Genomic DNA, 22,335 nt, shown 5'->3' with positions numbered 1-22,335 from the left:
GCGAGGCTGTGCGCATGCGCCTGTTGATCGTGGAGGACGAGAAGCGTCTCGCGGTGTCCCTGGCCGGGGGACTCACCGCCGAGGGCTTCGCCGTGGATGTCGTGCACGACGGGCTGGAAGGGCTGCACCGGGCGAGCGAGGGCGGCTACGACCTGGTGATCCTCGACATCATGCTGCCCGGCATGAACGGCTACCGCGTCTGCTCGAACCTGCGCGCCGCCGGGCACGAGGTGCCGATCCTCATGCTGACCGCCAAGGACGGCGAGTACGACGAGGCCGAGGGCCTGGACACCGGCGCCGACGACTATCTGACCAAGCCCTTCAGCTACGTCGTCCTCGTCGCCCGCGTCCGCGCCCTGCTGCGCCGCCGGGGGGCCGCGAGCGCCGCGCCCGTCCTGACCGTCGGGTCCCTGCGCATCGACACCGCCGCGCGCCGCGTGATCCGCGACGAGGAGGAAGTCACCCTCACCGCCAAGGAGTTCGCCGTGCTGGAGCAACTCGCCCTGCGCGCCGGGCAGCTGGTCAGCAAGGCGGAGATCCTGGAGCACGTCTGGGACTTCGCCTACGACGGCGACCCGAACATCGTCGAGGTCTACATCTCCACCCTGCGCCGCAAGTTGGGCGCCGCCACCATCCGTACGGTGCGCGGCGCCGGCTACCGGCTGGAGGCGAAGTGAGGTCCGTACGGGCCAGGGCCGCCCTCGGGGCCACCCTGGTCGTCGCCGTCGCCCTGATCGGGGCCGGCCTGGCCGTGCTGATGGTCCTGCGGGCCAACCTGATCGACCAGGCGGACCTCCAGGCCGAGGTGGCGGCCCGCGAGGTGGCCGGGGAGCTGGCCACGGGCACCCCGTACGGCGAGGTGGAGCTGGACGACGAGGAGGACCACCCCGTCCAGGTGACCGACGAGGAGGGCCGGGTCGTCCTCGTCTCGCAGGACCTGCGGGCCGTCACCGGCACCGGCACGAGCGATGTCACCCCGGTGCCCTCGGCCCCGGCGGGGGCCTCTCCGTCGCCCGGCGACGATGACGACGACGGGGACGACGGGGGCGATGACGGGGGCGACGACACCAGCCGCCCGGGCCGGGGCGAGGTCTCCAACGACGACCCGGACTTCTCCGACGGCACCGCCACCGTCGACCGCACCACCGCCGACTACCGTTTCGCCGCCGTCGAGGCGACCACCCCCGACGGGGTCACCCTGACCGTGTCCGCGGGCGCCCCCCTCGCCGCCGAGCAGGAGGCCGTGAACACGGTGCGCGGGGCGATGCTGACCGGACTGCCGGTGCTGCTGGTGGTCGTCGCCGGGGTGACCTGGCTGGTGACCCGCCGGGCGCTGCGCCCGGTCGAGGGCATCCGCCGCGAGATGGCGGCGATCACCGCCTCGGAGGACCTGGCCCGCCGGGTGCCGGAGCCCGGTTCGCGGGACGAGATCGCGGCGCTGGCCCGGACGACGAACGAGACGCTGACCGTCCTGGAGGCGTCGGTGGAGCGGCAGCGGCGGTTCGTCGCGGACGCCTCGCACGAGCTGCGCTCCCCGATCGCCTCGCTGCGCACCCAGCTGGAGGTGGCCGAGGCCCACCCGGAGCTGCTGGACCTCCCGGGCGCGGTCGCCGACACCGTACGGCTCCAGGTGCTGGCGGCGGACCTGCTGCTGCTGGCCCGGCTGGACGCGGGGGAGAAGCCCGGCGGCGGGACGGTGGAGCTGGGCGCGCTGGTCCGCGAGGAGGTGTCGCAGCGCACCGGGGACCGGATCACGGTGGCGGTGGAGGTCCCGGAGGGCGGCGCGTTCGAGGTGAACGGGTCGCGCGGGCAGCTGTCCCGGGTGATCGGCAACCTGCTGGACAACGCCCAGCGGCACGCCGCGGAGCGCGTCGCGGTGTCGGTGGCGGCCGACGGGCGCGGCGTACGCGTGGAGGTCCGGGACGACGGGGACGGCGTTCCCGAGGGCGAGCGGGAGCGGATCTTCGAACGGTTCGTCCGGCTGGACGACGCCCGCAGCCGGGACGACGGCGGCGCCGGGCTGGGCCTGGCCATCGCCCGGGACGTCGCCGCGCGCCACGGCGGAACACTGACGGTGCACCGCGCGGACGGGGGCGGCGCGGCCTTCCGGCTGTGGCTGCCGCGCCCGGCCTGACGGACCCGGCGCTCCCAAGGCCTGACGCGCCCGGAGGACCCGGCGCGCCCGGCCGCTACAGCTTGCCGCGCTTGCCGCGCAGGTGTTCCGCGATCGGGGTCAGCGCCGCGTGCAGCTCGGCGAGCGCCTCGGGGGACAGCAGGTCCATGAAGTGCTGCCGCACCGAGTCGACGTGGTGCGGTGCGACCTTGCGCATGGTCTCCGCACCGTGCTCGGTGAGCACGGCGAACAGCCCGCGCCGGTCCGACTCGCAGTGGGTCCGCCGCACAAGGCCGGCGGTCTCCATCCGGGTGACCTGGTGCGAGAGCCGGCTCTTGGACTGGAGGGTGGCGGCGGCGAGGTCGCTCATCCGCATCCGCTGGTCGTCCGACTCGGAGAGGTTGACCAGGATCTCGTAGTCGTTCATGGTCAGGCCGAACGGCTGGAGGTCCTTCTCCAGTTGGTGCATCAGCAGCCTGCTGACGTCCAGGTGGGTGCGCCAGGCGCACTGCTCCGTGTCGCTCAGCCAGCGGGTGGCCGTCTCGGTCTCCATATATGGATTCTACCTAAGAAGTTGAAAGCCGGACGAAATAAGGGAGGGCTGGGGAGTGTGACTACCGGCGCAGACGTTCGACGTCACACTCCGCAGACTACCGCTCACAAGCCGAAGCGACGCTGGAGGTCCCCCAGCTGGCCGGGCATGCGCGGACTGGAGCCGTGTTGACCCCCACCGCCCGGCACGCCGGGCTCGTTCGGCACGACGCCCGCCGCCTGCTCCGCCATCAGCGCCTCGGACGACTGGAGCAGCACCGTGCCCGCCCCGACGAACTCGAACTGGTGCTCCTCGCCCGACGTCCCGCCGATCCCCGTCAGTGACCGGAAGCCGCCCATCACGCCCGTCAGGTACCCGTGGTCGTAGTGGTGGCAGGGGGAGGGGCAGTCGGCCCAGCCCACCAGCGCCTGCGGATCCACCCGCAGCGGGGGCTCCATGAACACCACCGGACCGTTCGACGCGGCCACGAACTTCCCCGTGCCGATCAGCGTCACGAACCCCGGCACGATCGACTGCTTCAGCGCCATCGTCGGCTGGTACGCCAGCAGGTTCCCGGACCGGATGGTGAGGTTCCCGTCCTCCAGGTCGAAGGAGTTCACATCGAAGGCCCGGTCGGCCAGCAGCATCTTCCCGCTGCCCTCCGCCACCACCCAGTCGCTCGCGTGCAGAGGCGAATGGAAGCTGGAGCGCACCAGCCGCTCGAACCGCCCGTGCCCGATGCCGTCGAACTGGATCTGCCCGTAGTAGGCGATCATCTTGCCCTTCTGCAGGAACCACCGGCTCCCCTTGAGCTCCACGCAGAAGGTGTAGGAGTTGACGTTGTCGTCCGACGGCAGCGTCATCGGATCGAAGACCACGGGCGTGCTCACAGCTTCTCCTCCGATGCCTGGACGTACACCGCGCCGCTCCCGCTCAGCTCCAGCTGGAACGCCTCGCCGGAGCCGCGCCCCACCATGTCCCGCCAGCCGACGGCCGTGGACAGCTTGTTGCGGACCTCCCCGTGGTGGGCGACGTAGGCCTGCGGGTCCACATGGACCTCCCGGCCGGGCGTGATCGGCAGCTCGATCACTCCGCCGTGCGCCATCACCGCGACCGCGCCGTGGCCCGTGAGCGTCGTGGTGAACAGGCCCTGGCCGGTCACCTGGCCGCGCACCATGCCCATCACCCCGCCCTGCGAGCCCATGAACATCGTGCCCTGCTGGAGCGTCCCGTCGAACGCGAGCAGCCGGTCGGCCTCCACGTACAGGGTGTCGCCGGACAGGCTGATCACCTGGATGTGGTGGCCGCCGTGGCCGAACATCACCGTGCCCGAGCCCTCGACCGTCATCAGCGGCGCGGCTTCGCCCGCCACCCGCCGGCCGATCATCGAGGCGACGCCGCCCTGGCCGCCCTGGATGTTCGGCGTGAAGGACACCTCGCCCCGGTACGCCAGCATCGCGCCGCGCTGGCTGAACAGCTTCTGGCCGGGGGCGAGAGTGGCCTCGACCATCTTGGAGTTGATCTCCCGGAACGGCATCAGACATCGCCCCCGACGGTGTTGCGCTCGCTGGGCTGTACGTAGACCAGCCCTTCGCCCTCGAACCGGATCTGGAACGCCTCGCCCGAGCCCTCGCCCATCAGCGTCCGGAAGTTCACCCCGGCCTGGAAGTGCTGTTGCAGCCGGCCCTGATGGGCGATGTACGCGCCGGGGTCGACCATCAGCGGGTACTGCGGCGACACCCGCAGCAGCACCGCCGCGCCGTCCGACGTGATCGCCGCCTGCCCGGTGCCCTCCACGGTGGTGGTGAACAGGCCGTTGCCGCTCGCCCCGCCGCGCAGCCCGGTGAACGTCGTGCCCGTGCGCAGCCCGGCGTCGGTGGCCAGCAGATTGCTCGCCTCCACGTACAGCGTGTCGCCGTGCAGCGCGACCAGGTTGATCTCGCTCGCCCGGTCGGCGAAGTAGCAGGTGCCCTGACCGGACACCTCCATCACGGTCATCTGCTCGCCGGTCAGCCGGCGGGTCACCATGCCGCGGATCCCCTCACCGCCGCCGGACATCTTCTTGAAGGTCATCCGGCCGTCGTACGCGACCATCGAGCCGTTCTTCGCCTTGACGGCGTCGCCGGTCAGATCGACGGCGAGCGTCTTGCTGCCTTGGAGTCGGAACATCGCCACGCCTCGACGGTAGCCCTCCGCCCGGCCCCCGAGCCAGGTCCCGCACAGCCGTTACGCCCCTGATGCTCCCCTGATGCGCGCCCGGACCGGCCCTGATATGCGGCGATACGCGCGGCCGTCGCCGCCGTGGCCCCCGGCTCCGGGGACGTACCGGCTCGATGCCACAATGGGGGCGGCTTGTGCCTGGGTTCACAAGCCCTCGCGACCCTCCCACCGAAGGTGCCCCTGTGGACATCAAGACCGCTTCCGCCCTGCACCGGCTGCGCCTCATCTCGCTCCCCGAGGCGCTCTCCTTCCCGGCGCTGCTGATCTTCGGCTCGCTGCTCATGCGGGTCTCGGACATCGACTTCCTCATGCCGCCGCTCGGTGCGCTGCACGGCCTCCTCTTCACGGTCTACGTGCTGTTCCTGCTCGACGTGTGGGTCAAGGCCAAGTGGCCCCTCAAGCGCGTCGCCTTCTTCTTCCTCCTTGCCGTCATCCCCTTCGGTGGCCTCTACGGCGACAAGCTCCTCAAGAAGTACGAGGCCGACGGCGTCATCGCCGCCCGCGCCCGCCGCGAGGGCACGGTCAGCGCATGATCGTCGCCTTCTCGGTCTCGCCGCTCGGTGTCGGTGAGGACGTCGGGGAGTACGTCGCCGACGCCGTACGGGTCGTCCGCGCATCCGGGCTCCCCAACCGCACCGACGCCATGTTCACCTCCGTCGAGGGGGAGTGGGACGAGGTCATGGACGTCGTCAAGCGCGCCGTTGCCGCCGTCGAGGCCCGCGCCGGTCGCGTCTCCCTGGTGCTGAAGGCCGACATCCGGCCCGGCGTCACCGACGGTCTGACCTCGAAGGTCGACACCGTGGAGCGGTACCTCGGGGGCGCCTGACCTCCTGACGCACCGTCCGCGCGGACCCGTCCCGCGTTCACCCGAAAAGCCCCCGCCGCCACACGCCCGGGGGCTTTTGCGGTTCCGGACCAAAAACCGCTCACTCGGACCTGCCAAGTCGACACGCCGTTAGCCGTCCCCTTCTGTGGGGATATCAACCCGTTCGACACTGGGAGGCACGGTGCGGTCGGAGGGCTACGACTACGACACCTACAGCCGGCTCGCGGGTCCGCTCACGGAGCCGGATCCGACGGGGTACCGGGTGCGGTACAAGAGCCTGCTCTCGACGGAGAAGCACCGAATAAGGGCGGTCCTGCTGATGACGCTCGCCCCGGTGCTCACCGGGATCCTCCTGCTGTACCTGGTCTGGCCCACGCACTGGACCGAGCGGGAGAACGGGGAGCGCTGGCTGGTCGTCGCCGACACCGTGATGCTGGTGTCGATCGCCCTGATCGAGCTGTTCATGCTGGTCAACGTGGTCTCCATCGCGCACGCCACGCTCGTCGCGCGCGACCCCGTCCCGGTGACGCCCGAGCCGGGCACCCGGGTCGCGTTCCTGACCACGTACGTCCCCGGCAAGGAACCCCTCTCCATGGTCCGCGCCACCCTCAAGGGGGCCGTCCGGCTCACGCACGCCGGCCCGATGGACGTCTGGCTGCTCGACGAGGGCGACGACCCCGGGGCCCGGATGCTCTGCGCGGAGCTCGGCGTCCACCACTTCACCCGGCGCGGGGTCCCCGAGTGGAACCGCGACAAGGGCGTCCACAAGGCGAGGACGAAGCACGGCAACTACAACGCCTGGATCGCCCTGCACGGCGGTGACTACGACTTCTTCGCCTCCGTCGACACCGACCACGTGCCCATGCCCAACTTCCTGGAGCGGATGATGGGCTACTTCCGCGACCCGGACGTCGCCTTCGTCGTCGGACCGCAGGTCTACGGGAACTACGACTCGGCCGTCACCAAGGCCGCCGAGTCGCAGCAGTTCCTCTTCCACGCCCTGATCCAGCGGGCGGGCAACCGCTACGGCGCCCCGATGTTCGTCGGCACCAACAACGTCGTGCGCATCGCCGCGCTGCGGCAGGTCGGCGGCCTGTACGACTCGATCACCGAGGACATGGCCACCGGTTTCGAGATCCACCGCCGACGCAACCCGCGCACCGGGCACTACTGGCGTTCCGTCTACACCCCCGACGTGCTCGCCGTGGGCGAGGGGCCCGCCTCCTGGACGGACTTCTTCACCCAGCAGCTGCGCTGGTCCCGGGGAACGTACGAGACGCTGTTCAAGCAGTACGGCAAGGCGCTGTTCCGGGTGCCCCCCGGCCGCCTCCTCAGCTACACGCTGATGCTCGTCTACTACCCGATGACCGCCGTGAACTGGCTGCTCGGCATTCTGAGCTGTGTGCTGTTCCTCTGGTTCGGGGCGTCCGGCACCCAGGTCGCCGCCTCCATCTGGCTGATGCTCTACAGCGACGCCGCCGCCCTCCAGATCGGGCTCTACCTCTGGAACCGCCGGCACAACGTCTCGCCGCACGAACCCGAGGGCTCCGGCGGCCTGGCGGGCATGGCCATGTCCGCGCTCTCCGCGCCGATCTACCTGAAGTCGCTCGGCTCGGCCGTCCTGCGCACGGACGGCCGGTTCGTCGTCACGCCCAAGGGCGGCCAGGTCTCCCCGGACCGGCTGCTCACCTTCCGTATCCACCTCGCCTGGGCGGCGGTCCTGCTCTCCTCGCTCGCCGCGTCGGTGTACCTCGACCACACCCATGTGGCGATGCGGACCTGGGCGACGCTCGGCCTCGCGATATCCCTCTCCCCGGTTCTCGTGTGGGCCTGGACCGTCCGGCAGGACAAGCGCGTCGGGGCCGCGCGCGCCGTCCCCGTCCCGGCGCCCCCGTCGCCCGAACCGTCGTACGTCACCGCGACCACGACCCCCGCCCCGCAGGCGACCACCACGGCGAGCGCCACCACCGCCACCACCACCGCAGGAGGGAACTGAGCCATGGCCTACCAGCCCTCGAAGAAGATGAAGAAGACGCTCCTGGGCGGCGGCGCGGTGGTGCTGCTCGCCGGGCTGAACGCTCCGGCGGCCCTCTCCTTCGCCGAGGACAGGTACCACGCGTACAAGATCGACCAGCCGGCGTACAAGGCGGAGTACGGCTCCTGGGAGCGCGTGAGCATCCCGAAGGAGTACCGCACCAACGCCATCCACGCGGCGCTCCTGCACACCGGGAAGGTGCTGATCGTCGCGGGCTCCGGCAACGACGAGAAGAACTTCGACGAGGGCACCTTCGACACCGTGCTGTGGGACCCGGCCGAGAACACCTTTCAGAAGATCCCCACCCCGGAGGACTTCTTCTGCGGCGGCCACGCCCAGCTCCCCGACGGCCGCCTCCTGATCGCGGGCGGCACCGCCCGCTACGAGGTGCTCGACGACAAGGTGAAGCGGGCCGGCGGCGGGATGCGGGTCAAGAACGAGAACCCGGACAAGCCGCTGAAGCTCAAGAAGGGCACGGTCTTCCGCTCGCCCTCCGGTGTCGAGTACCGGGCCAGGTTCGACGTCACCGTGCCCAAGGCCAAGCGCGAGTTCGAGGTCGACTACTTCGAGAGCGGCCAGATGAAGCCGTGGAAGACCAAGGTGACCGCCGCCGAACAGCGGGTCTTCGTCGAGGCGGTGGACGACGGCCCGGACGCGGTGGCGACGGACGCGGCCCAGTACGAGATCGTCGGTCTGAAGGGCAAGGAGGCCGCCAACTCCTACGGCCTCGCCGAGAAGATCACCATGGACAAGCAGGACTTCCAGGGGATCCGCGCCGCCTACGAGTTCGACCCGACGGCGGAGAAGTACATCAAGGTCGACCCCATGAAGGAAGCCCGCTGGTATCCCACGCTCGTCGGCCTGGAGGACGGCCGGGTGCTCTCCGTCTCCGGTCTCGACGACGTCGGCGCGATCCTGCCGGGCGACAACGAGATCTACGACCCGAAGACCAAGAAGTGGGCCAAGGGCCCCTTCCACTACTTCCCGACCTACCCGGCGCTCTTCCTCACCAAGGGCGGCAAGCTCTTCTACCCGGGGGCCAACGCCGGTTACGGCCCGGCCGACAAGGGGCGCGAGCCCGGGATCTGGGACCTGAAGAAGAACACCTTCACCAAGGTCCCGGGGCTGACCGACACCGACCAGCTGGAGACGGCGGCCTCGCTGATGCTGCCGCCCGTGCAGGACCAGAAGGTGATGGTGCTGGGCGGCGGCGGGGTCGGCGAGTCCAAGAAGTCCACGGCCCGCACGGCCGTCATCGACCTGAAGCAGGACAGCCCGGCCTTCGAGCAGGGCCCCGACCTGCCGCAGGGCACGCGCTACCTGAACAGCGTGATCATGCCCGACGACACCGTCTTCACCAGCGGCGGATCCGAGGACTACCGGGGCCGCGGGGACAGCAACATCCTGAAGGCGCAGTCCTACGACCCGAAGACCAACACCTTCAAGGAAGCCGCCGAGCCGACCGTGGGGCGCAACTACCACTCCGAGGCGCTGCTGCTGCCCGACGGGCGGGTGGCGACCTTCGGCTCCGACTCGCTCTACGGCGACAAGGACAACACCAAGCTCGGCAAGTTCGAGCAGCGCATGGAGGTCTACACCCCGCCCGCCCTGCACCGCGGCAAGGACAAGCGCCCGGTGATCGGGAACGGCCCCGAGGACGCCGAGCGCGGCACGACGGTCGTGTACGAGAGCGCCGACGCGGACCGGATCGCCACCGCCCGGCTGATGCGGCCGAGCGCCGTCACCCACACCACCGACGTGGAGCAGCGCTCCATCGAGCTGGGCCTGAAGAAGGGCGACGGCAAGCTGAGCGTGACCGTGCCGGACGACCCCACGCTCGTGCCGCCCGGCTGGTACATGCTCTTCGTCACGGACACCGACGGGGTCCCCTCCGAGGCGAAGTGGGTCAAGGTCGCCTGAGGAGGCATAGCGGGGAGCACCCGCGCGCGTCAGTACGGTCAGGGAGGGCAGGGGGCCCGCCGGAAAGAGAAGGTGACCGTGGACGCGGCAGGCCAGGAGAGCTTCCGGGAGTTCGTGAGCAACCGTTCGACGGCGTTGCTGAAGACGGCCGTGCTGCTCAGCGGCGGGGACCGCCACGCGGGCGAGGACCTGTTGCAGAACGCGCTGCTCAAGGCCGCCGGCCGCTGGGGCCGGATCGACGAACCCGAGGCGTACGTACGCCAGATCCTCTACCGGCAGCAGGTCAGCCGCTGGCGGCTGAAGGGGCGCAGACGGGAGGTGACGGTCGCCGAACCGCCCGACCGCGGCAACGGCACGGACGGGGCGGGAGCCGCCGACCTGCGTCTCGTGATGCGTGAGGCCCTGTCCCGGCTCACCGCCCGGCAGCGCACCGTCCTCGTGCTGCGCTTCTTCGAGGATCTGCCCGAGGCCGACGTGGCGAGCCTCCTCGGCTGCTCCGTCGGCACCGTGCGGTCCACCACCCACCGCTCCCTGGCCAGGCTGCGCGCCCACGCGCCCGAACTCACCGCCCTCGACGGATCCGCCGTGGAGAAGCCGCTGTCCCGCAGTCTCGCCGCCGTGGAGGTACGACCGTGAACGTCGAGGAACTCGTCCGTGACTCCCTGCGCGAGCAGGCCGCCGACGTCCCGCCCCCGCGCTCCGGCTTCGCCGACCGGGTTCTCGCCGAACGACGGCGTCGCCGGGCCCGCACCCTCGCCGCCGCCGCGGCCACCGCGGCCCTGGTCGTCGCCGCGGCCGTGGGCGTGCCCGCGATGTCCGGCGCGGACGGCCCGGACAACGGCCGGGGGCAGGGGATCCAGGTGGCCGGCGGCGAGGTCTCCGGCCACGACGTCCAGAGCCACGTCGACCAGTCCCCGCCGCGCGACCGGATCGCCGTCGGTGATCAGGTCCTCGCCGCGTACTCCACCTCGAAGAAGGTCCAGCAGCCCAACCGCGACGAGATCGTCGAGCGGACCTACTCGGTGCTGAACCAGCAGACCGGCCGGTACGAGGTGGACGAGCGCTGGTCCTTCCTCGCCGTCGCGCCCGGCATGCGGACCGCCGCCGTCCTGGAACGCGAACTGCCGGCCCCCCGCATCGGGCTGCTCGACCTCCGTACCGGGGAGGTGACCCGCTGGATCCCGCTGGCCCAGGGCGTCGGCGGCCTCTTCTTCTCGCCCGACGGCAGCAAGCTGGTGGCCACCACGTACGACAAGAACCCGGACCGCGCCTACTGGTCCCACAAGGTCCAGGTGAACGACGACCTGGAGCCGTGGCGCGTGCCCTGCCGCACCGGGTTCGCCGTCGTCGACGTGGCCACGGGGGCCTCGGACTGGCATGCGCTGCCCGCGTACTCCGGCGGCGGCGGGAACTACGGCTCCGGCGAGAACCTGCGCTTCAACACCGACGGCACCCTGCTGTACGAGCCCATCAACATGGCCCCCGGCGTCGTCTACCGCGACTTCGACGGCAGGAAGGTGACCGTACCGGCCGAGGAGGCCCACGTGGACCTCATGTTCGCGCCCGCGGGTCTCTCCCCGGACGGCGGCCTCGTCGCCGGGCCCTTCGCGGGCGGTGTGAGGACCACCGCGACCCAGGTCCTCGACCCCCGGACGGGCAAGCGCGTTGCCAAGTTGCGGGGCCAGGAACTCCTCGCCTGGGTCGACAGCAGGCGGCTGATCGCCTGGGACATCGCACCCGGCGGCGGGGAGTACGAGAACCGCCTGGTGCTGGTCGGCATCGGCAGCGAGAAGACGATCTCCCTCAGCGGCGCCCGCACGCCCAAGGACCACTCGTCGAAGCGCTGGGAGCCGATCTTCGCCCGGAGCTGAGAGCGCGGGGTGGCGCGGGCCCGCGGGAGCGTGCGCGACGGCCTCAGGAGGCGGCGCGCCGGGCGAGGCCGAGTGCGTACTCCGGCCACCAGTCGCCGGCCGGCGGGCCGCCCCGGCAGGTGCCGTCGGAGTCGCCCGGCCGCTTGATCCACAGATAGGCGTCGAGCCGGTCGGCGCCGGTGTCGGTGGTAGGCGGCGTGCCGAGCCCCCGGCCCGGCGGATTGCACCAGGCCTCGTCACGGCCCCCGGACAGGGGGCCGTTGCCGTTGCGGCTGGTGTCGATCACGAAGTGCGAGCCGCCCACCGCGTCGGAGAGCCGGCCCGCGTACGTCTTCACGCTGTCGTTGGACTGGAAGTTGGAGACGTTCAGCGAGAAGCCGTCGGCCCGGTCGACGCCGGCCTGCCGCAGCGGCTGTGCCATCTTGGCCGGCTCGTCGATCCAGTCCGGGTTGCCCGCGTCCAGGTAGACCTTGGTGTTCGGGCGGGCCTTGAGCGTGTCCACGGCCTCGGAGAGGAGCTGGTAGCGCTCGGCGTGGTGCTCGGGCGGGGTGCAGCCGTCCGTGATGTGGGGGAGGGCGTCCGGCTCCAGGATCACGGTCGCGGGCGCGTCCCCGACGGCGTCGGCGAACTCCTTGATCCAGGAACGGTAGGCGTCCGCGTCCTTCGCGCCGCCCGCGGAGTACAGCCCGCAGTCGCGGTGCGGGATGTTGTACGCCACGAGCAGGATGGTCTTCTTCGTGCGGGCGGCGGACCGCGCGGCGGCCCGGATCCCCGGGGCCGGGTCGTCCCACGCGGGCCAGTCGGCCACCGGCCGGCCGGAGATCCGCCGCAGGATCTTCGCCTCCGCGTCGCGCCCCTCCTTCTCCCAGGTACGCACCTGGCGGGCCGCGTCGCTGTTCGGGTCGACCCAGAACGGGGAGGCCGCGCTCGGGGCGGGTTCGCCCCGGACGAGTTCGTCCCCCTCCTCGGCGATCCCGGTGACGCGCGGCTCCGGCGTCGAGCAGCCCGCGGTGAGAGCGGTCGCCAGGGCGAGGGCGGCCAGGACGTGGACGGTACGGGGGAGAGCGCGGGGGACGATTCTGCGGCCGGACATCCAGACCCCTCGGACGGCGGTGACGTGACGATACGGAGCACGGGGAGAGCAGGCAGAGCGGAACGAGCAGAGGGAACGCAGGGAAACGTGGGCCATCGTGACATAACGGTCACCGAGCGTCGCGGTGCGACACCGTCCGTGATCCGTACGGCCCTCTCGGGCGCGCCTTCAGTCCGAGGCGGCCAGCGCGATCCCCAGCGGGGTGCGCTCGTACAGCACCTGGTGCCCGTAACGCCGTGAGGTCAGCAGCCCCGCCCCGCGCAGCACGGACAGATGGGCCGACACGGACGATGCGGCGAGGCCCAGCCGGTGCGCCAGCGCGCTGGTCCCGGCCGGTTCGTCCAGCGCGCACAGCACGTCGGCCCTGACCCGGCCCAGCAGCCGGGCGAGCGCCTCGGGTGTCCGGTCACCGCTGGGGGACCACAGCCCGCCGATACCGCGCGCCGGATAGATCAGCCCCGGCTGCCACGGTTCCTCGTGTCCGCCCACCACCTCCGGCCAGACGAAGACGCTCGGCATCAGCACCAGCCCCTGCCCGCCCAGCACCCGCTGGTGGTCTCCCCGGGTCCCGGCCAGGGTGAGCGTCGAACCGTTCCAGCTCAGCCGCGGGCTCACCTCGCCCAGCAGCTGTTCCAGGCCGCTGTCCGCGAGCCGCCGGGAGTGGTAGGCGATGTCCGCTTCCAGCAGCGCCCGGAGCCGGGGCCAGTACGGCTCGATCAGCACCTGCCAGGCCCGCTCCAGCAGACCGGCGAGCTCGCCCACGGACCGCGCCGGATCGGCCAGCAGCCGCCGCCCCGTCGCCGACGCGGCCCCGCCGGGCCGGTCCGCCAGGGCCAGCGCCATGTCGGCCCGCGCCACCTCCGGATCGGTCGCCCGGACGGCCGCGATCTCCTCCTCGAACGTCGCGAGCGGCCCGATCGGCGGCGGGCAGATGAAGTCCGGGTTGTGGCCGGCGTCCGGCATCAGCAGCCACAGAGGCTCCAGGTCCAGGGTCGCGGCCGCCTGCTGGATCCGGCGGAGCCACGGCAGGTGGTAGCCGTGGCGGTAGGGGCGGGAGAGGGTGCGCACCGCCTCCTGGGTCTCGAACAGCGGTGACAGCGCGAACCGGCAGCGCAGCAGATCGCTCTCGCCGAAGTGCAGCTGGAACGGCACACGTCTCCCTCGCCCGGCGGTCCGGAACATTCGTCCCCAGCCGAAAGTCTACGAGTCCGACGCGTCCGGCCCCAGGCTCGTCCCATGCCGACCGACAGCCCCGCCCCGGCGGACACACCCCGTACCCCGCCCGCCCCGGCGGCGCAGGTCCCGGCTCCGCCCCCGGAGCGTGACGCCCACCGTGACCCGGGCCCCGGGCCCACGCTCCGGGAGGCCGCCGAGGCACCGGCCCCCGACGCCCCGCGCGGCTACGGCGCCGTCTTCGCCGTCGCCGAATTCCGGTCCGTCTTCGCCGCGCACCTGCTCTCGCTCCTCGGCGTCGTCGTCAGCGAACTGGCGCTCACCGTGCTCGTCTACGACCTCACCGGCTCCCCCCTGCTCAGCGCGCTCACGTTCGCGCTGGGGCTGCTCCCGTACATCGTCGGCGGCACGCTCTTCGCCGGGGTCGCCGACCGCTACCCGGCCCGCCGCGTCCTGGTCGTCTGCGATCTGCTCTGCGCGGCCTGCGTCGCCGTGATGCTCGTGCCCGCCACCCCGGTCGCCGGACTCCTCGCCCTGCGCTGCCTGGTCGCCGCGATCGCACCCGTCTTCACCGGGACCCGGATGGCGGCGCTCACCGACATCCTCGGCGAGGGCGACCTCTACGTGCTGGGCCGCTCGCTCCTGCGGATCGTCTCGCAGAGCGCGATGCTCATCGGGTTCGGCGCCGGAGGGGTGCTGCTCACCGTGCTGTCCCCGCGCGGCGCGATCACCGTCACCGTGGTGACGTTCCTCTGCTCGGCCGCCCTGCTCCGCTTCGGCACCCGCGACCGCCCCGCCCGCGCCGCCACCGGTGACCGCGGTGGGACCCTCCTCAAGGAGTCGCTCTCCGGAGCCCGTCTCGTCCTGGGCGACCGCCGCATCCGCGCCCTGATGCTGCTGTTCTGGCTGCCCGCCATGTTCGTCGTGGCCCCCGAGGCGCTCGCCGCCCCGTACGCCGACGAGATCGGGGCCTCGCCCGCCGCGCTCGGCCTGCTGCTCTGCGCCATGGCCGTCGGACACATCGGGGCCGAACTGTTCGTCGGGTCCGCGCTCAGCCCCCGTAACCGCTCCCGGATCGTCCTCCCGGTCGCCGCCGTCGGCCTGCTCCCGCTGCTCGTGTACGCGGTCCGCCCCGGACTGCCGCTCGCCCTGGCCGCCCTCGCGCTGGCGGGCGCGGGCGCCGCCTATGTGATCGGGCTCGACCAGTGGTTCGTCGACGCCGTGCCCCAGGAGCTGCGCGGCCGGGCCATGACGCTGCTCACCGCCGGGCTGATGACCGTCCAGGGCCTCGGGATGGCACTGGCGGGGCTCGCGGCCGAAATCTTCCCCGTCCACCAGGTGGTCGCGGGATCCGGAATCATCGGTACCGCCTGCGCGCTCCTGCTCGTCGCCGAGGTCCGCGGGACGGACCCCGGACGGAGGGCCGATACCGAAGGACGAGACGGGGCTGACCGGCATGTGACCAGTCGGTAAGGTCGGTGCCGTGCCGAAGCCGCTCAGCCTTCCCTTCGATCCCATCGCCCGCGCCGACGAGCTCTGGCAGCAGCGCTGGGGGCCCGTCCCCTCGATGGGGGCGATCACCTCGATCATGCGGGCCCAGCAGATCCTGCTCGCCGAGGTCGACGCCGTCGTCAAGCCGTACGGGCTGACCTTCGCCCGGTACGAGGCGCTGGTGCTGCTCACCTTCTCCAAGGCCGGGGAGCTGCCGATGTCCAAGATCGGCGAGCGGCTGATGGTGCACCCCACCTCGGTCACCAACACCGTGGACCGGCTGGTGAAGTCCGGTCTGGTCGACAAGCGGCCCAACCCCAACGACGGCCGCGGCACCCTCGCCTCCATCACGGACAAGGGCCGCGAGGTCGTCGAGGCGGCCACCCGGGACCTGGTCGCGGTCGACTTCGGTCTCGGGGTGTACGACTCCGAGGAGTGCGCCGAGATCTTCGCGATGCTGCGCCCGCTGCGGGTGGCGGCCAAGGACTTCGAGGAGAGGTGAGCGCGGGTTTCCCGTGAGGGGGTCGCGCGAAGATCGCCCCGGGTGCCCGGTTACGCTCGATGCCATGAAACAGAACGTGCTCACCCGCTACCGGGTGATGGCCTACGTCACCGCCGTCTGGCTGCTCGTCTTCACCGCGGCGATCATCGCGAAGTACGGCTTCGAGACCGGCGACACCATGCTGATCTCCCAGGTCCACGGCGTGCTGTTCATCGTCTACGTCGTCTTCGCCTTCGACCTCGGCTCCAAGGCGAAGTGGCCCTTCGGCAAGCTCCTGTGGGTGCTGGCCGCGGGCTGCATCCCCTTCGCCTCGTTCTTCGTCGAGCCGAAGGTCAGCCGCGAGGCCCGCGCCCTGGTCACGGACCCGGCCCCGGCCCCCGCGAAGGTCTGAACCGGCCCGTCCGGCACACCCCGACCGCCCCGCGCACAAAGCGCCGGGCGGTTTGCCATCGACATTTACTAGGACGTCCTAGTAAATTCGAGGGTATGGACGCTGACGCGATCGAGGAAGGCCGCCTCCGCTGGCAGGCCCGTTACGACAAGGCCCGCAAGCGTGACGCGGACTTCACCACGCTCTCCGGGGACCCGGTCGAGCCCGCGTACGGGCCCCGCCCCGGTGACACGTACGAGGGATTCGAGCGGATCGGCTGGCCGGGGGAGTACCCCTTCACCCGCGGGCTGCATGCCACCGGCTACCGGGGCCGTACGTGGACGATCCGCCAGTTCGCCGGCTTCGGCAACGCCCAGCAGACCAACGAGCGCTACAAGATGATCCTCGCGGCGGGCGGCGGCGGACTCAGCGTCGCCTTCGACATGCCCACCCTCATGGGCCGCGACTCCGACGACCCGCGCTCGCTCGGCGAGGTCGGCCACTGCGGGGTCGCCATCGACTCCGCCGCCGACATGGAGATCCTCTTCGGTGACATCCCCCTCGGCGACGTCACCACCTCCATGACGATCAGCGGCCCGGCCGTGCCCGTCTTCTGCATGTACCTGGTCGCCGCCGAGCGCCAGGGCGTCGACCCGGGCGTGCTCAACGGCACGCTCCAGACCGACATCTTCAAGGAGTACATCGCGCAGAAGGAGTGGCTCTTCCAGCCCGAGCCCCATCTGCGCCTCATCGGCGACCTGATGGAGCACTGCGCCGCCTCCATCCCCGCCTACAAGCCGCTCTCCGTCTCCGGCTACCACATCCGCGAGGCCGGAGCGACGGCCGCGCAGGAGCTGGCGTACACCCTGGCCGACGGCTTCGGCTACGTGGAGCTGGGCCTCTCGCGCGGTCTCGACGTCGACACCTTCGCCCCCGGGCTCTCCTTCTTCTTCGACGCGCACCTCGACTTCTTCGAGGAGATCGCCAAGTTCCGTGCCGCCCGCCGCATCTGGGCCCGCTGGATGAAGGAGACGTACGGCGCGCAGACCGACAAGGCGCAGTGGCTCCGCTTCCACACCCAGACGGCCGGGGTCTCGCTCACCGCGCAGCAGCCGTACAACAACGTCGTACGGACGGCTGTCGAGGCGCTCTCCGCCGTCCTCGGCGGCACCAACTCGCTGCACACCAACGCGCTGGACGAGACCCTCGCGCTCCCCTCCGAGCAGGCCGCCGAGATCGCCCTGCGCACCCAGCAGGTGCTGATGGAGGAGACCGGCGTCGCCAACGTGGCCGACCCGCTGGGCGGCTCGTGGTACGTCGAGCAGCTCACCGACCGGATCGAGGCCGAGGCCGAGAAGATCTTCGACCAGATCAGGGAGCGCGGCACCCGGGCCCACCCCGACGGGCAGCACCCCATCGGGCCGATCACCTCCGGCATCCTGCGCGGCATCGAGGACGGCTGGTTCACCGGCGAGATCGCCGAGTCCGCGTTCCAGTACCAGCGGTCCCTGGAGAAGGGCGACAAGCGGGTCGTCGGCGTCAACGTCCACCACGGCTCGGTCACCGGCGACCTGGAGATCCTCCGGGTCAGCCACGAGGTCGAGCGCGACCAGGTCAGCCAGCTCGCCGACCGCAAGGCCGCCCGCGACGACGCCAAGGTCAGCGCCGCCCTCGACGCGATGCTCGCCTCCGCCCGCGACGGCTCGAACATGATCGCGCCGATGCTGGACGCCGTACGGGCCGAGGCCACGCTCGGCGAGATCTGCGGTGTGCTGCGCGAGGAGTGGGGCGTCTACACGGAGCCGCCGGGCTTCTGAGGGCCGGGTCGTCAGGGCCCGCCACCGCCCGTCGGGCCGGCCGGCGGGCCCTGTCCGAACGTCAGCGTGAACAGCGCCCCGCCGCCCGGCGCCGCCCCCGCCGTCAGCTCCGCCCCGTGCGCGCGGGCGATCTGCCGGGCCATCGCCAGGCCGAGACCCGAGCCGGGCAGGGCCCGCGCCGCCTCGGCGCGGTAGAAGCGGTCGAAGACGTACGGGAGGTCGGCGGCCGGGATGCCCGGCCCGTGATCCCGGACCGTCAGCTCAAGGCCGTCCTGGCAGGCGGTCAGGCCGACCTCCACCGGGGTGCCCGGCGGGCTGAACTTGGCCGCGTTGTCCAGCAGGTTCGTCAGCAGCCGGGCCAGCCGCGCCGGAACCCCGGGCCGGACCGCGTCCGCCGCCCCCGCCCCCACCTCCAGCGGGAAAGGCGTCCGGGGCCAGTGCGTCCGGGCCCTGGCCACCGTGTGCTCCGCCACCTCCGCGATCCGCACCTCCTCCAGGAGCGGCAGCGGCTCCTCGTCCCGGGCCAGCTCGATCAGGTCGTTCACCAGCCCGGTCACCTCCCGGATCCCCCGCCCCAGCGCCCCCGACGCCCGCTTGCGCTGTGCGGGCGTCAGCCGGTCGCCGCGGGCCAGCAGCTCCGCGTTGGTCCGCAGCGCGGTCAGCGGGGTCCGCAGCTCGTGCGAGGCGTCCGCGACCAGCCGGCGCTGGGAGCTCACCGACTGCTCCAGCTCGCCGAGCATCGTGTTGAAGCTGGCGGCCAGCCGGGTCACCTCGTCCTGCCGGCCCGGCGGCCCCGGCGGCAGCTCGATGCGGTGGCGCGGGTCCCGGGTCGCCGCGATCCGCTCGGCGGTCGAGGTCAGCCGGGCCACCGGGGCCAGGCCGGTGCGCGAGACGGCGTACCCGAGCAGCCCCGCCAGCAGGACCCCCGCCCCGCCGACCGCCGCCAGCAGCACGGCCGCCTGCCGCACGCCCTTCTCCACCGGGTCCGCCCGCAGCGCCACCTGGAGCGCCCGCCCGTCCCCGAACGGGGTGGTCAGCATCCGCAGCGGCTGCCCGAAGCGGCTCACGTTGCTGTAGTACGGGGCCCTCGCCCCCGTCGCCACCTCGCGTACGGGGGCGGAGACGGGCAGCAGATACGCGGCCTCCGGGTCCGCCGCCGGGTCGGCCGGGACGATCTGCGCGCAGGCGGGCGCGGAGAGGTAACGGCACTCGCCCGCCACGATCTGCGGGCCCTCGCCCCGGTTCTCCTGGACCACCCGGGTCGCCGACTGGGTGAGGGACAGGTCCAGCTGGTGCAGCAGCTCGTAGCGGATGACGAAGAACGCCGCCGCGCACACCCCGACCGCGACCAGCGCCACCGCCGCCGAGGCCGCCAGGGCCAGCCGCGTACGGAGGGGGCGCCGACGCCGCCACCGGGAGCCCAACCGCCGCACCCCGCTCACGCCACGTCCAGCCGGTAGCCGAGCCCGTGCACCGTGTGGACGAGCCGTGGTTCGCCGCCCGCCTCCAGTTTCCGCCGCAGATAACCCACGTACACCGCGAGCGAGTTGGAGTCGGGCCCGAAGTCCTGGCCCCAGACCCGCTCCAGGATCACCTCGCGCGCCAGCACCTGCCCCGGGTGGCGCAGCAGCAGCTCCAGCAGCGCGGCCTCGGTGCGGGAGAACTCCATCGGGCGGCCGCCGCGCCGCCCGCTCCGTGTCACCGGATCCAGCGTCAGATCCGCGAAGGCCAGGTCCCCGTCCGGGGCCGGCGGCGCGGCCCGCCGCAGCAACGCCCGCACCCTCGCGACCAGTTCGTCCAGGGCGAACGGCTTCACCAGATAGTCGTCGGCCCCCGCCTCCAGACCGTCCACCCGCTCGCTCACCGACGACAGCGCGGTCAGCACCAGCACCGGCGTCCGGTCCTCCATCGCCCGCAGCCTCCGGCAGACCGCGAGCCCGTCGAGCACCGGCATCATCACGTCCAGGACCAGCGCGTCCGGCTCCCAGGCGGCCACCGCCGACAGCGCGGCCAGGCCGTCGCCGACGCCCCGGACCTCGTACCCCTCGACGCTCAGCCCGTCCTCGACGGCGGCCCGCACGTCCGGCTCGTCCTCGGCCACCAGAATCCGGCCCGTACTCCGCGGGCCGCTCACGCCACTCATGCCGCTCATACCCCGAAGCCTGCCAAACCGGACTCTTAGAACCCTCTTAGGCCGCCCGCCGAGAGTGGCGGCCATGCGCACACCACTCTCCGTCGTGATCGGTGCGGGCGGCACCGGCGGCCATATCTACCCCGGTCTCGCCCTCGCCGAGGCCCTGCGCCGCGCCGACCCGGACGCGGTCATCTCCTTCATCGGCACCGAACGCGGTCTGGAGACGAGCCTGATCCCGGCGGCCGGCTACCGGCTGCACACCGTCGACATGATCCCCTTCGACCCCGCGCTCGGCGCGAAACGCTTCCTCCTCCCGGCCGCGCTCCTGCGCTCCGGCGCCCAGGCCCGCTCGGTCCTGCGCACCCAGAAGGCGCAGGTCGTCGTCGGCATGGGCGGCTACCCGAGCGCCCCGGCGATCGTCGGCGCGAAGATGGCCGGGCTGCCCAGCGTGATCCACGAGTCCAACGCGGTCCCGGGCCGGGCCAACCAGTTCGCCGCCCGGCTCACCGAACACCTCACCGTCGCCTTCGACGGCAGCCGAGCCCATCTCTCGGGCGGCGAGCGGGCGCTGACCGTCGGCATGCCGATCGCCGCGTCCCTGGCCGCCCTGGACCGGCCGGCCCTGCGCGAGGAGGCCCGGCGCGCCTTCGGGATACCCGAGGGGGCCCGGGTCGTCCTCTTCAACGGCGGCAGCCTCGGCGCGGCCCGCCTCACCGCCGCAGCCGTGGGGCTCGCCGCCCGGTGGCGGGGCCGCGGGGACGTCCACCTCCTGGTCAAGACCGGTCCGGCCGCGCTCGCCGAGACCCGGCGGAAGCTGATCGACGCCGGAGCGGGGCCCGTCGCGCAGGCCGTGCCGTACCTGGACCGGATGGACCTGGCCTACGCGGTCGCCGACCTGGTGGTCTGCCGGGCGGGCTCGGCCACGATCGCCGAACTCGCCACGACCGGGGTGCCCGCCGTCCTCGTGCCCTACCCGCACGCCCCCGGCGACCACCAGACCCACAACGCCCGGGTCCTCTCCGACGCCGGGGCCGCCCACCTCGTCCCCGACGCCGAGACCACCGCCGACCGCCTCGCCGAACTGATCGACCCGCTGCTCGCCGACCCCGCGCGGCTCGCCGTGATGGGGCGCGCCGCCGACCCGGGCCACCACGCCCGCGCCGCCGACCTGCTGGCGGAAACCGTCATCCGCCTCGCCGGACAACCCGCTACAGCGAAGGAGTTCACCTCATGAACGAGAACATCGACTGGACCGGCCGCACGGTCCTTGTCACCGGGGCCGAGGGCTTCATCGGCTCCACGCTCGTGGACCTGCTCGTCGAACGCGGCGCGCGCGTCCGGGCGTTCGTCCACTACAAGCCGTACGCCGACAAGGGCCACCTCGCCCGCTACCTCGACGACCCGCACGGCCCGGTCGAGTTCATCGCCGGGGACGTCGGCGACGCGGGCCGGGTGATGGACGCGGTCGCGGGCTGCGACACCGTCTTCCACCTCGCCGCGCTCATCGGCATCCCCTACAGCTACGACTCCCCGGGCGCGTACGTCCGCACCAACGTCGTCGGCACGGAGAACATCGCCGAGGCCTGCCGCCGCCACTCCGTCCGGCGTCTCCTCCACACCTCCACCAGCGAGGTCTACGGGACCGCCCTGACCGCCCCGATCAGCGAGGAGCACCCGCTCCAGCCGCAGTCCCCGTACTCCGCCTCGAAGATCGGCGCGGACATGATGGCACTGTCCCACTGGCACGCCTTCGAGCTGCCGGTCACGGTCGTGCGGCCGTTCAACACCTACGGGCCCCGCCAGTCGGCACGTGCCGTGATCCCCACGATCCTGGCCCAACTCCACTCCGGGGCACGGGAGATCCGCCTCGGCTCGCTGGCCCCCACCCGCGACTTCACGTATGTCACCGACACCGCGGCCGGTTTCCTGGCGCTGGCCGACTGCGACCGGGCGCTGGGGGAGAGCGTCAACCTCGGTACCGGCCGGGAGATTTCGGTCGGGGACCTCGCGAAGGCCCTCGTCACCGCCTCCGGCCGGGACGCCGAGATCGTCGTGGACCCGGCGCGGCTGCGGCCCTCCGGCAGCGAGGTGCACCGGCTGCTCTCCGACAACACCCGCGCCCGCACCTGGGCCGGCTGGGAGCCCGAAGTCACCCTGGAGGAAGGGCTGGAGCGGACCTCGGCCTGGGTGGCGGAACACCTGCACCTCTTCGCCCCCGGGCGCTACCAGGTCTGACAG

Annotated in this window: 22 protein-coding genes; 14 read left to right on the top strand and 8 right to left on the bottom strand. The window is 72.2% G+C overall.

Translation table 11 applies throughout. The features are described 5' to 3' along the window. The first annotated feature begins 14 nt into the window (after positions 1–14). Entirely contained in the window at positions 15–677 is a 663-nt protein-coding gene (locus tag ACFWRV_RS13905) for a response regulator transcription factor (RefSeq protein WP_384333231.1), read from the top strand. Beyond that, positions 674–2,134 carry an ATP-binding protein gene (locus ACFWRV_RS13900; RefSeq protein WP_384333228.1) on the top strand — a complete coding sequence of 487 codons (1,461 nt, stop codon included), beginning with the start codon at positions 674–676 and terminating at the stop codon, positions 2,132–2,134. The genes ACFWRV_RS13905 and ACFWRV_RS13900 overlap by 4 nt, the downstream gene beginning before the upstream one ends. Before the next feature lie 55 nt (positions 2,135–2,189). Here ACFWRV_RS13900 and ACFWRV_RS13895 read toward each other — a convergent pair whose 3' ends face one another. From ACFWRV_RS13895 to ACFWRV_RS13880, 4 genes are all read right to left on the bottom strand, one after another. Then, entirely contained in the window at positions 2,190–2,666 is a 477-nt protein-coding gene (locus tag ACFWRV_RS13895; RefSeq protein WP_384333225.1) for a MarR family winged helix-turn-helix transcriptional regulator, read from the bottom strand. Positions 2,667–2,770: 104 nt separating this feature from the next. Continuing rightward, the gene (locus ACFWRV_RS13890) at positions 2,771–3,535 is read right to left on the bottom strand and encodes an AIM24 family protein (RefSeq protein ID WP_384333222.1); all 765 of its coding nucleotides are present in this window, start codon (positions 3,533–3,535) and stop codon (positions 2,771–2,773) included. Beyond that, positions 3,532–4,182, bottom strand: a complete 651-nt coding sequence (locus tag ACFWRV_RS13885) for an AIM24 family protein (protein WP_384333219.1) — start codon at positions 4,180–4,182, stop codon at positions 3,532–3,534. The genes ACFWRV_RS13890 and ACFWRV_RS13885 overlap by 4 nt, the downstream gene beginning before the upstream one ends. Then, positions 4,182–4,814 carry an AIM24 family protein gene (locus tag ACFWRV_RS13880; protein ID WP_384333364.1) on the bottom strand — a complete coding sequence of 211 codons (633 nt, stop codon included), beginning with the start codon at positions 4,812–4,814 and terminating at the stop codon, positions 4,182–4,184. The genes ACFWRV_RS13885 and ACFWRV_RS13880 overlap by 1 nt, the downstream gene beginning before the upstream one ends. Before the next feature lie 233 nt (positions 4,815–5,047). Between ACFWRV_RS13880 and ACFWRV_RS13875 the strand changes: the two genes are divergently transcribed. The 6 genes from ACFWRV_RS13875 (at position 5,048) to ACFWRV_RS13850 (ending at position 11,517) form a co-directional block, all read left to right on the top strand. Then, complete coding sequence (locus ACFWRV_RS13875) at positions 5,048–5,398, top strand: DUF3817 domain-containing protein (RefSeq protein ID WP_384333216.1); 351 nt, start codon at positions 5,048–5,050, stop codon at positions 5,396–5,398. Continuing rightward, positions 5,395–5,691, top strand: a complete 297-nt coding sequence (locus tag ACFWRV_RS13870) for an MTH1187 family thiamine-binding protein (protein ID WP_384333213.1) — start codon at positions 5,395–5,397, stop codon at positions 5,689–5,691. Before ACFWRV_RS13875 ends, ACFWRV_RS13870 begins: the two co-directional genes overlap by 4 nt. Positions 5,692–5,872: 181 nt before the next feature. Beyond that, on the top strand, positions 5,873–7,687 hold the full coding sequence (locus tag ACFWRV_RS13865; protein ID WP_384333210.1) for a glycosyltransferase family 2 protein: 1,815 nt from the start codon (positions 5,873–5,875) through the stop codon (positions 7,685–7,687). Between the two features lie 3 nt (positions 7,688–7,690). Beyond that, positions 7,691–9,646 (top strand): galactose oxidase-like domain-containing protein, encoded by a 1,956-nt coding sequence (locus tag ACFWRV_RS13860; RefSeq protein ID WP_384333207.1) that lies wholly within the window; start codon positions 7,691–7,693, stop codon positions 9,644–9,646. Positions 9,647–9,724: 78 nt separating this feature from the next. After that, a complete protein-coding gene (locus ACFWRV_RS13855) occupies positions 9,725–10,282 on the top strand; it encodes a SigE family RNA polymerase sigma factor (RefSeq protein ID WP_384333204.1) in 558 nt (185 codons plus the stop codon). Beyond that, positions 10,279–11,517 (top strand): hypothetical protein, encoded by a 1,239-nt coding sequence (locus ACFWRV_RS13850; RefSeq protein ID WP_384333201.1) that lies wholly within the window; start codon positions 10,279–10,281, stop codon positions 11,515–11,517. Before ACFWRV_RS13855 ends, ACFWRV_RS13850 begins: the two co-directional genes overlap by 4 nt. A 43-nt stretch (positions 11,518–11,560) precedes the next feature. On the opposite strand, the gene ACFWRV_RS13845 is transcribed toward ACFWRV_RS13850, so the two are convergent. Further along, positions 11,561–12,610, bottom strand: a complete 1,050-nt coding sequence (locus tag ACFWRV_RS13845) for a glycoside hydrolase family 6 protein (protein WP_384333198.1) — start codon at positions 12,608–12,610, stop codon at positions 11,561–11,563. 168 nt (positions 12,611–12,778) lie between these two features. Continuing rightward, positions 12,779–13,762 (bottom strand): DUF5937 family protein, encoded by a 984-nt coding sequence (locus ACFWRV_RS13840; protein ID WP_384333195.1) that lies wholly within the window; start codon positions 13,760–13,762, stop codon positions 12,779–12,781. An 84-nt stretch (positions 13,763–13,846) separates the two neighbouring features. Between ACFWRV_RS13840 and ACFWRV_RS13835 the strand changes: the two genes are divergently transcribed. The 4 genes from ACFWRV_RS13835 to ACFWRV_RS13820 all read left to right on the top strand — a co-directional run bounded on the left by ACFWRV_RS13835 (position 13,847) and on the right by ACFWRV_RS13820 (position 17,963). After that, on the top strand, positions 13,847–15,256 hold the full coding sequence (locus tag ACFWRV_RS13835; RefSeq protein ID WP_384333192.1) for an MFS transporter: 1,410 nt from the start codon (positions 13,847–13,849) through the stop codon (positions 15,254–15,256). Between the two features lie 10 nt (positions 15,257–15,266). Then, on the top strand, positions 15,267–15,776 hold the full coding sequence (locus ACFWRV_RS13830) for a MarR family winged helix-turn-helix transcriptional regulator (RefSeq protein ID WP_384333189.1): 510 nt from the start codon (positions 15,267–15,269) through the stop codon (positions 15,774–15,776). Between the two features lie 64 nt (positions 15,777–15,840). Next, positions 15,841–16,167: a DUF3817 domain-containing protein gene (locus ACFWRV_RS13825; protein WP_384333186.1), complete on the top strand. Its 327-nt coding sequence runs from the start codon at positions 15,841–15,843 to the stop codon at positions 16,165–16,167. Positions 16,168–16,262: 95 nt separating this feature from the next. Next, positions 16,263–17,963 carry a methylmalonyl-CoA mutase gene (locus ACFWRV_RS13820; RefSeq protein ID WP_384333183.1) on the top strand — a complete coding sequence of 567 codons (1,701 nt, stop codon included), beginning with the start codon at positions 16,263–16,265 and terminating at the stop codon, positions 17,961–17,963. A gap of 11 nt (positions 17,964–17,974) precedes the next feature. On the opposite strand, the gene ACFWRV_RS13815 is transcribed toward ACFWRV_RS13820, so the two are convergent. Further along, the gene (locus ACFWRV_RS13815; protein ID WP_384333180.1) at positions 17,975–19,405 is read right to left on the bottom strand and encodes a sensor histidine kinase; all 1,431 of its coding nucleotides are present in this window, start codon (positions 19,403–19,405) and stop codon (positions 17,975–17,977) included. Then, positions 19,402–20,106, bottom strand: coding sequence for a response regulator transcription factor (locus ACFWRV_RS13810; RefSeq protein ID WP_384333361.1), 705 nt, complete (start codon positions 20,104–20,106; stop codon positions 19,402–19,404). Before ACFWRV_RS13810 ends, ACFWRV_RS13815 begins: the two co-directional genes overlap by 4 nt. A gap of 73 nt (positions 20,107–20,179) precedes the next feature. Between ACFWRV_RS13810 and murG the strand changes: the two genes are divergently transcribed. Beyond that, positions 20,180–21,331 (top strand): undecaprenyldiphospho-muramoylpentapeptide beta-N-acetylglucosaminyltransferase, encoded by a 1,152-nt coding sequence (gene murG / locus ACFWRV_RS13805; protein ID WP_384333177.1) that lies wholly within the window; start codon positions 20,180–20,182, stop codon positions 21,329–21,331. Next, positions 21,328–22,332 carry a GDP-mannose 4,6-dehydratase gene (locus ACFWRV_RS13800; protein WP_384333174.1) on the top strand — a complete coding sequence of 335 codons (1,005 nt, stop codon included), beginning with the start codon at positions 21,328–21,330 and terminating at the stop codon, positions 22,330–22,332. The genes murG and ACFWRV_RS13800 overlap by 4 nt, the downstream gene beginning before the upstream one ends. Positions 22,333–22,335: the final 3 nt, after the last annotated feature.

Origin of the sequence: Streptomyces sp. NPDC058576 (genome assembly GCF_042718715.1) — a bacterium.
Lineage (GTDB): Bacteria > Actinomycetota > Actinomycetes > Streptomycetales > Streptomycetaceae > Streptomyces.
The sequence above is the reverse complement of the archived record's forward strand: the minus strand, read 5'-3'. Positions and strand labels throughout refer to the sequence as shown.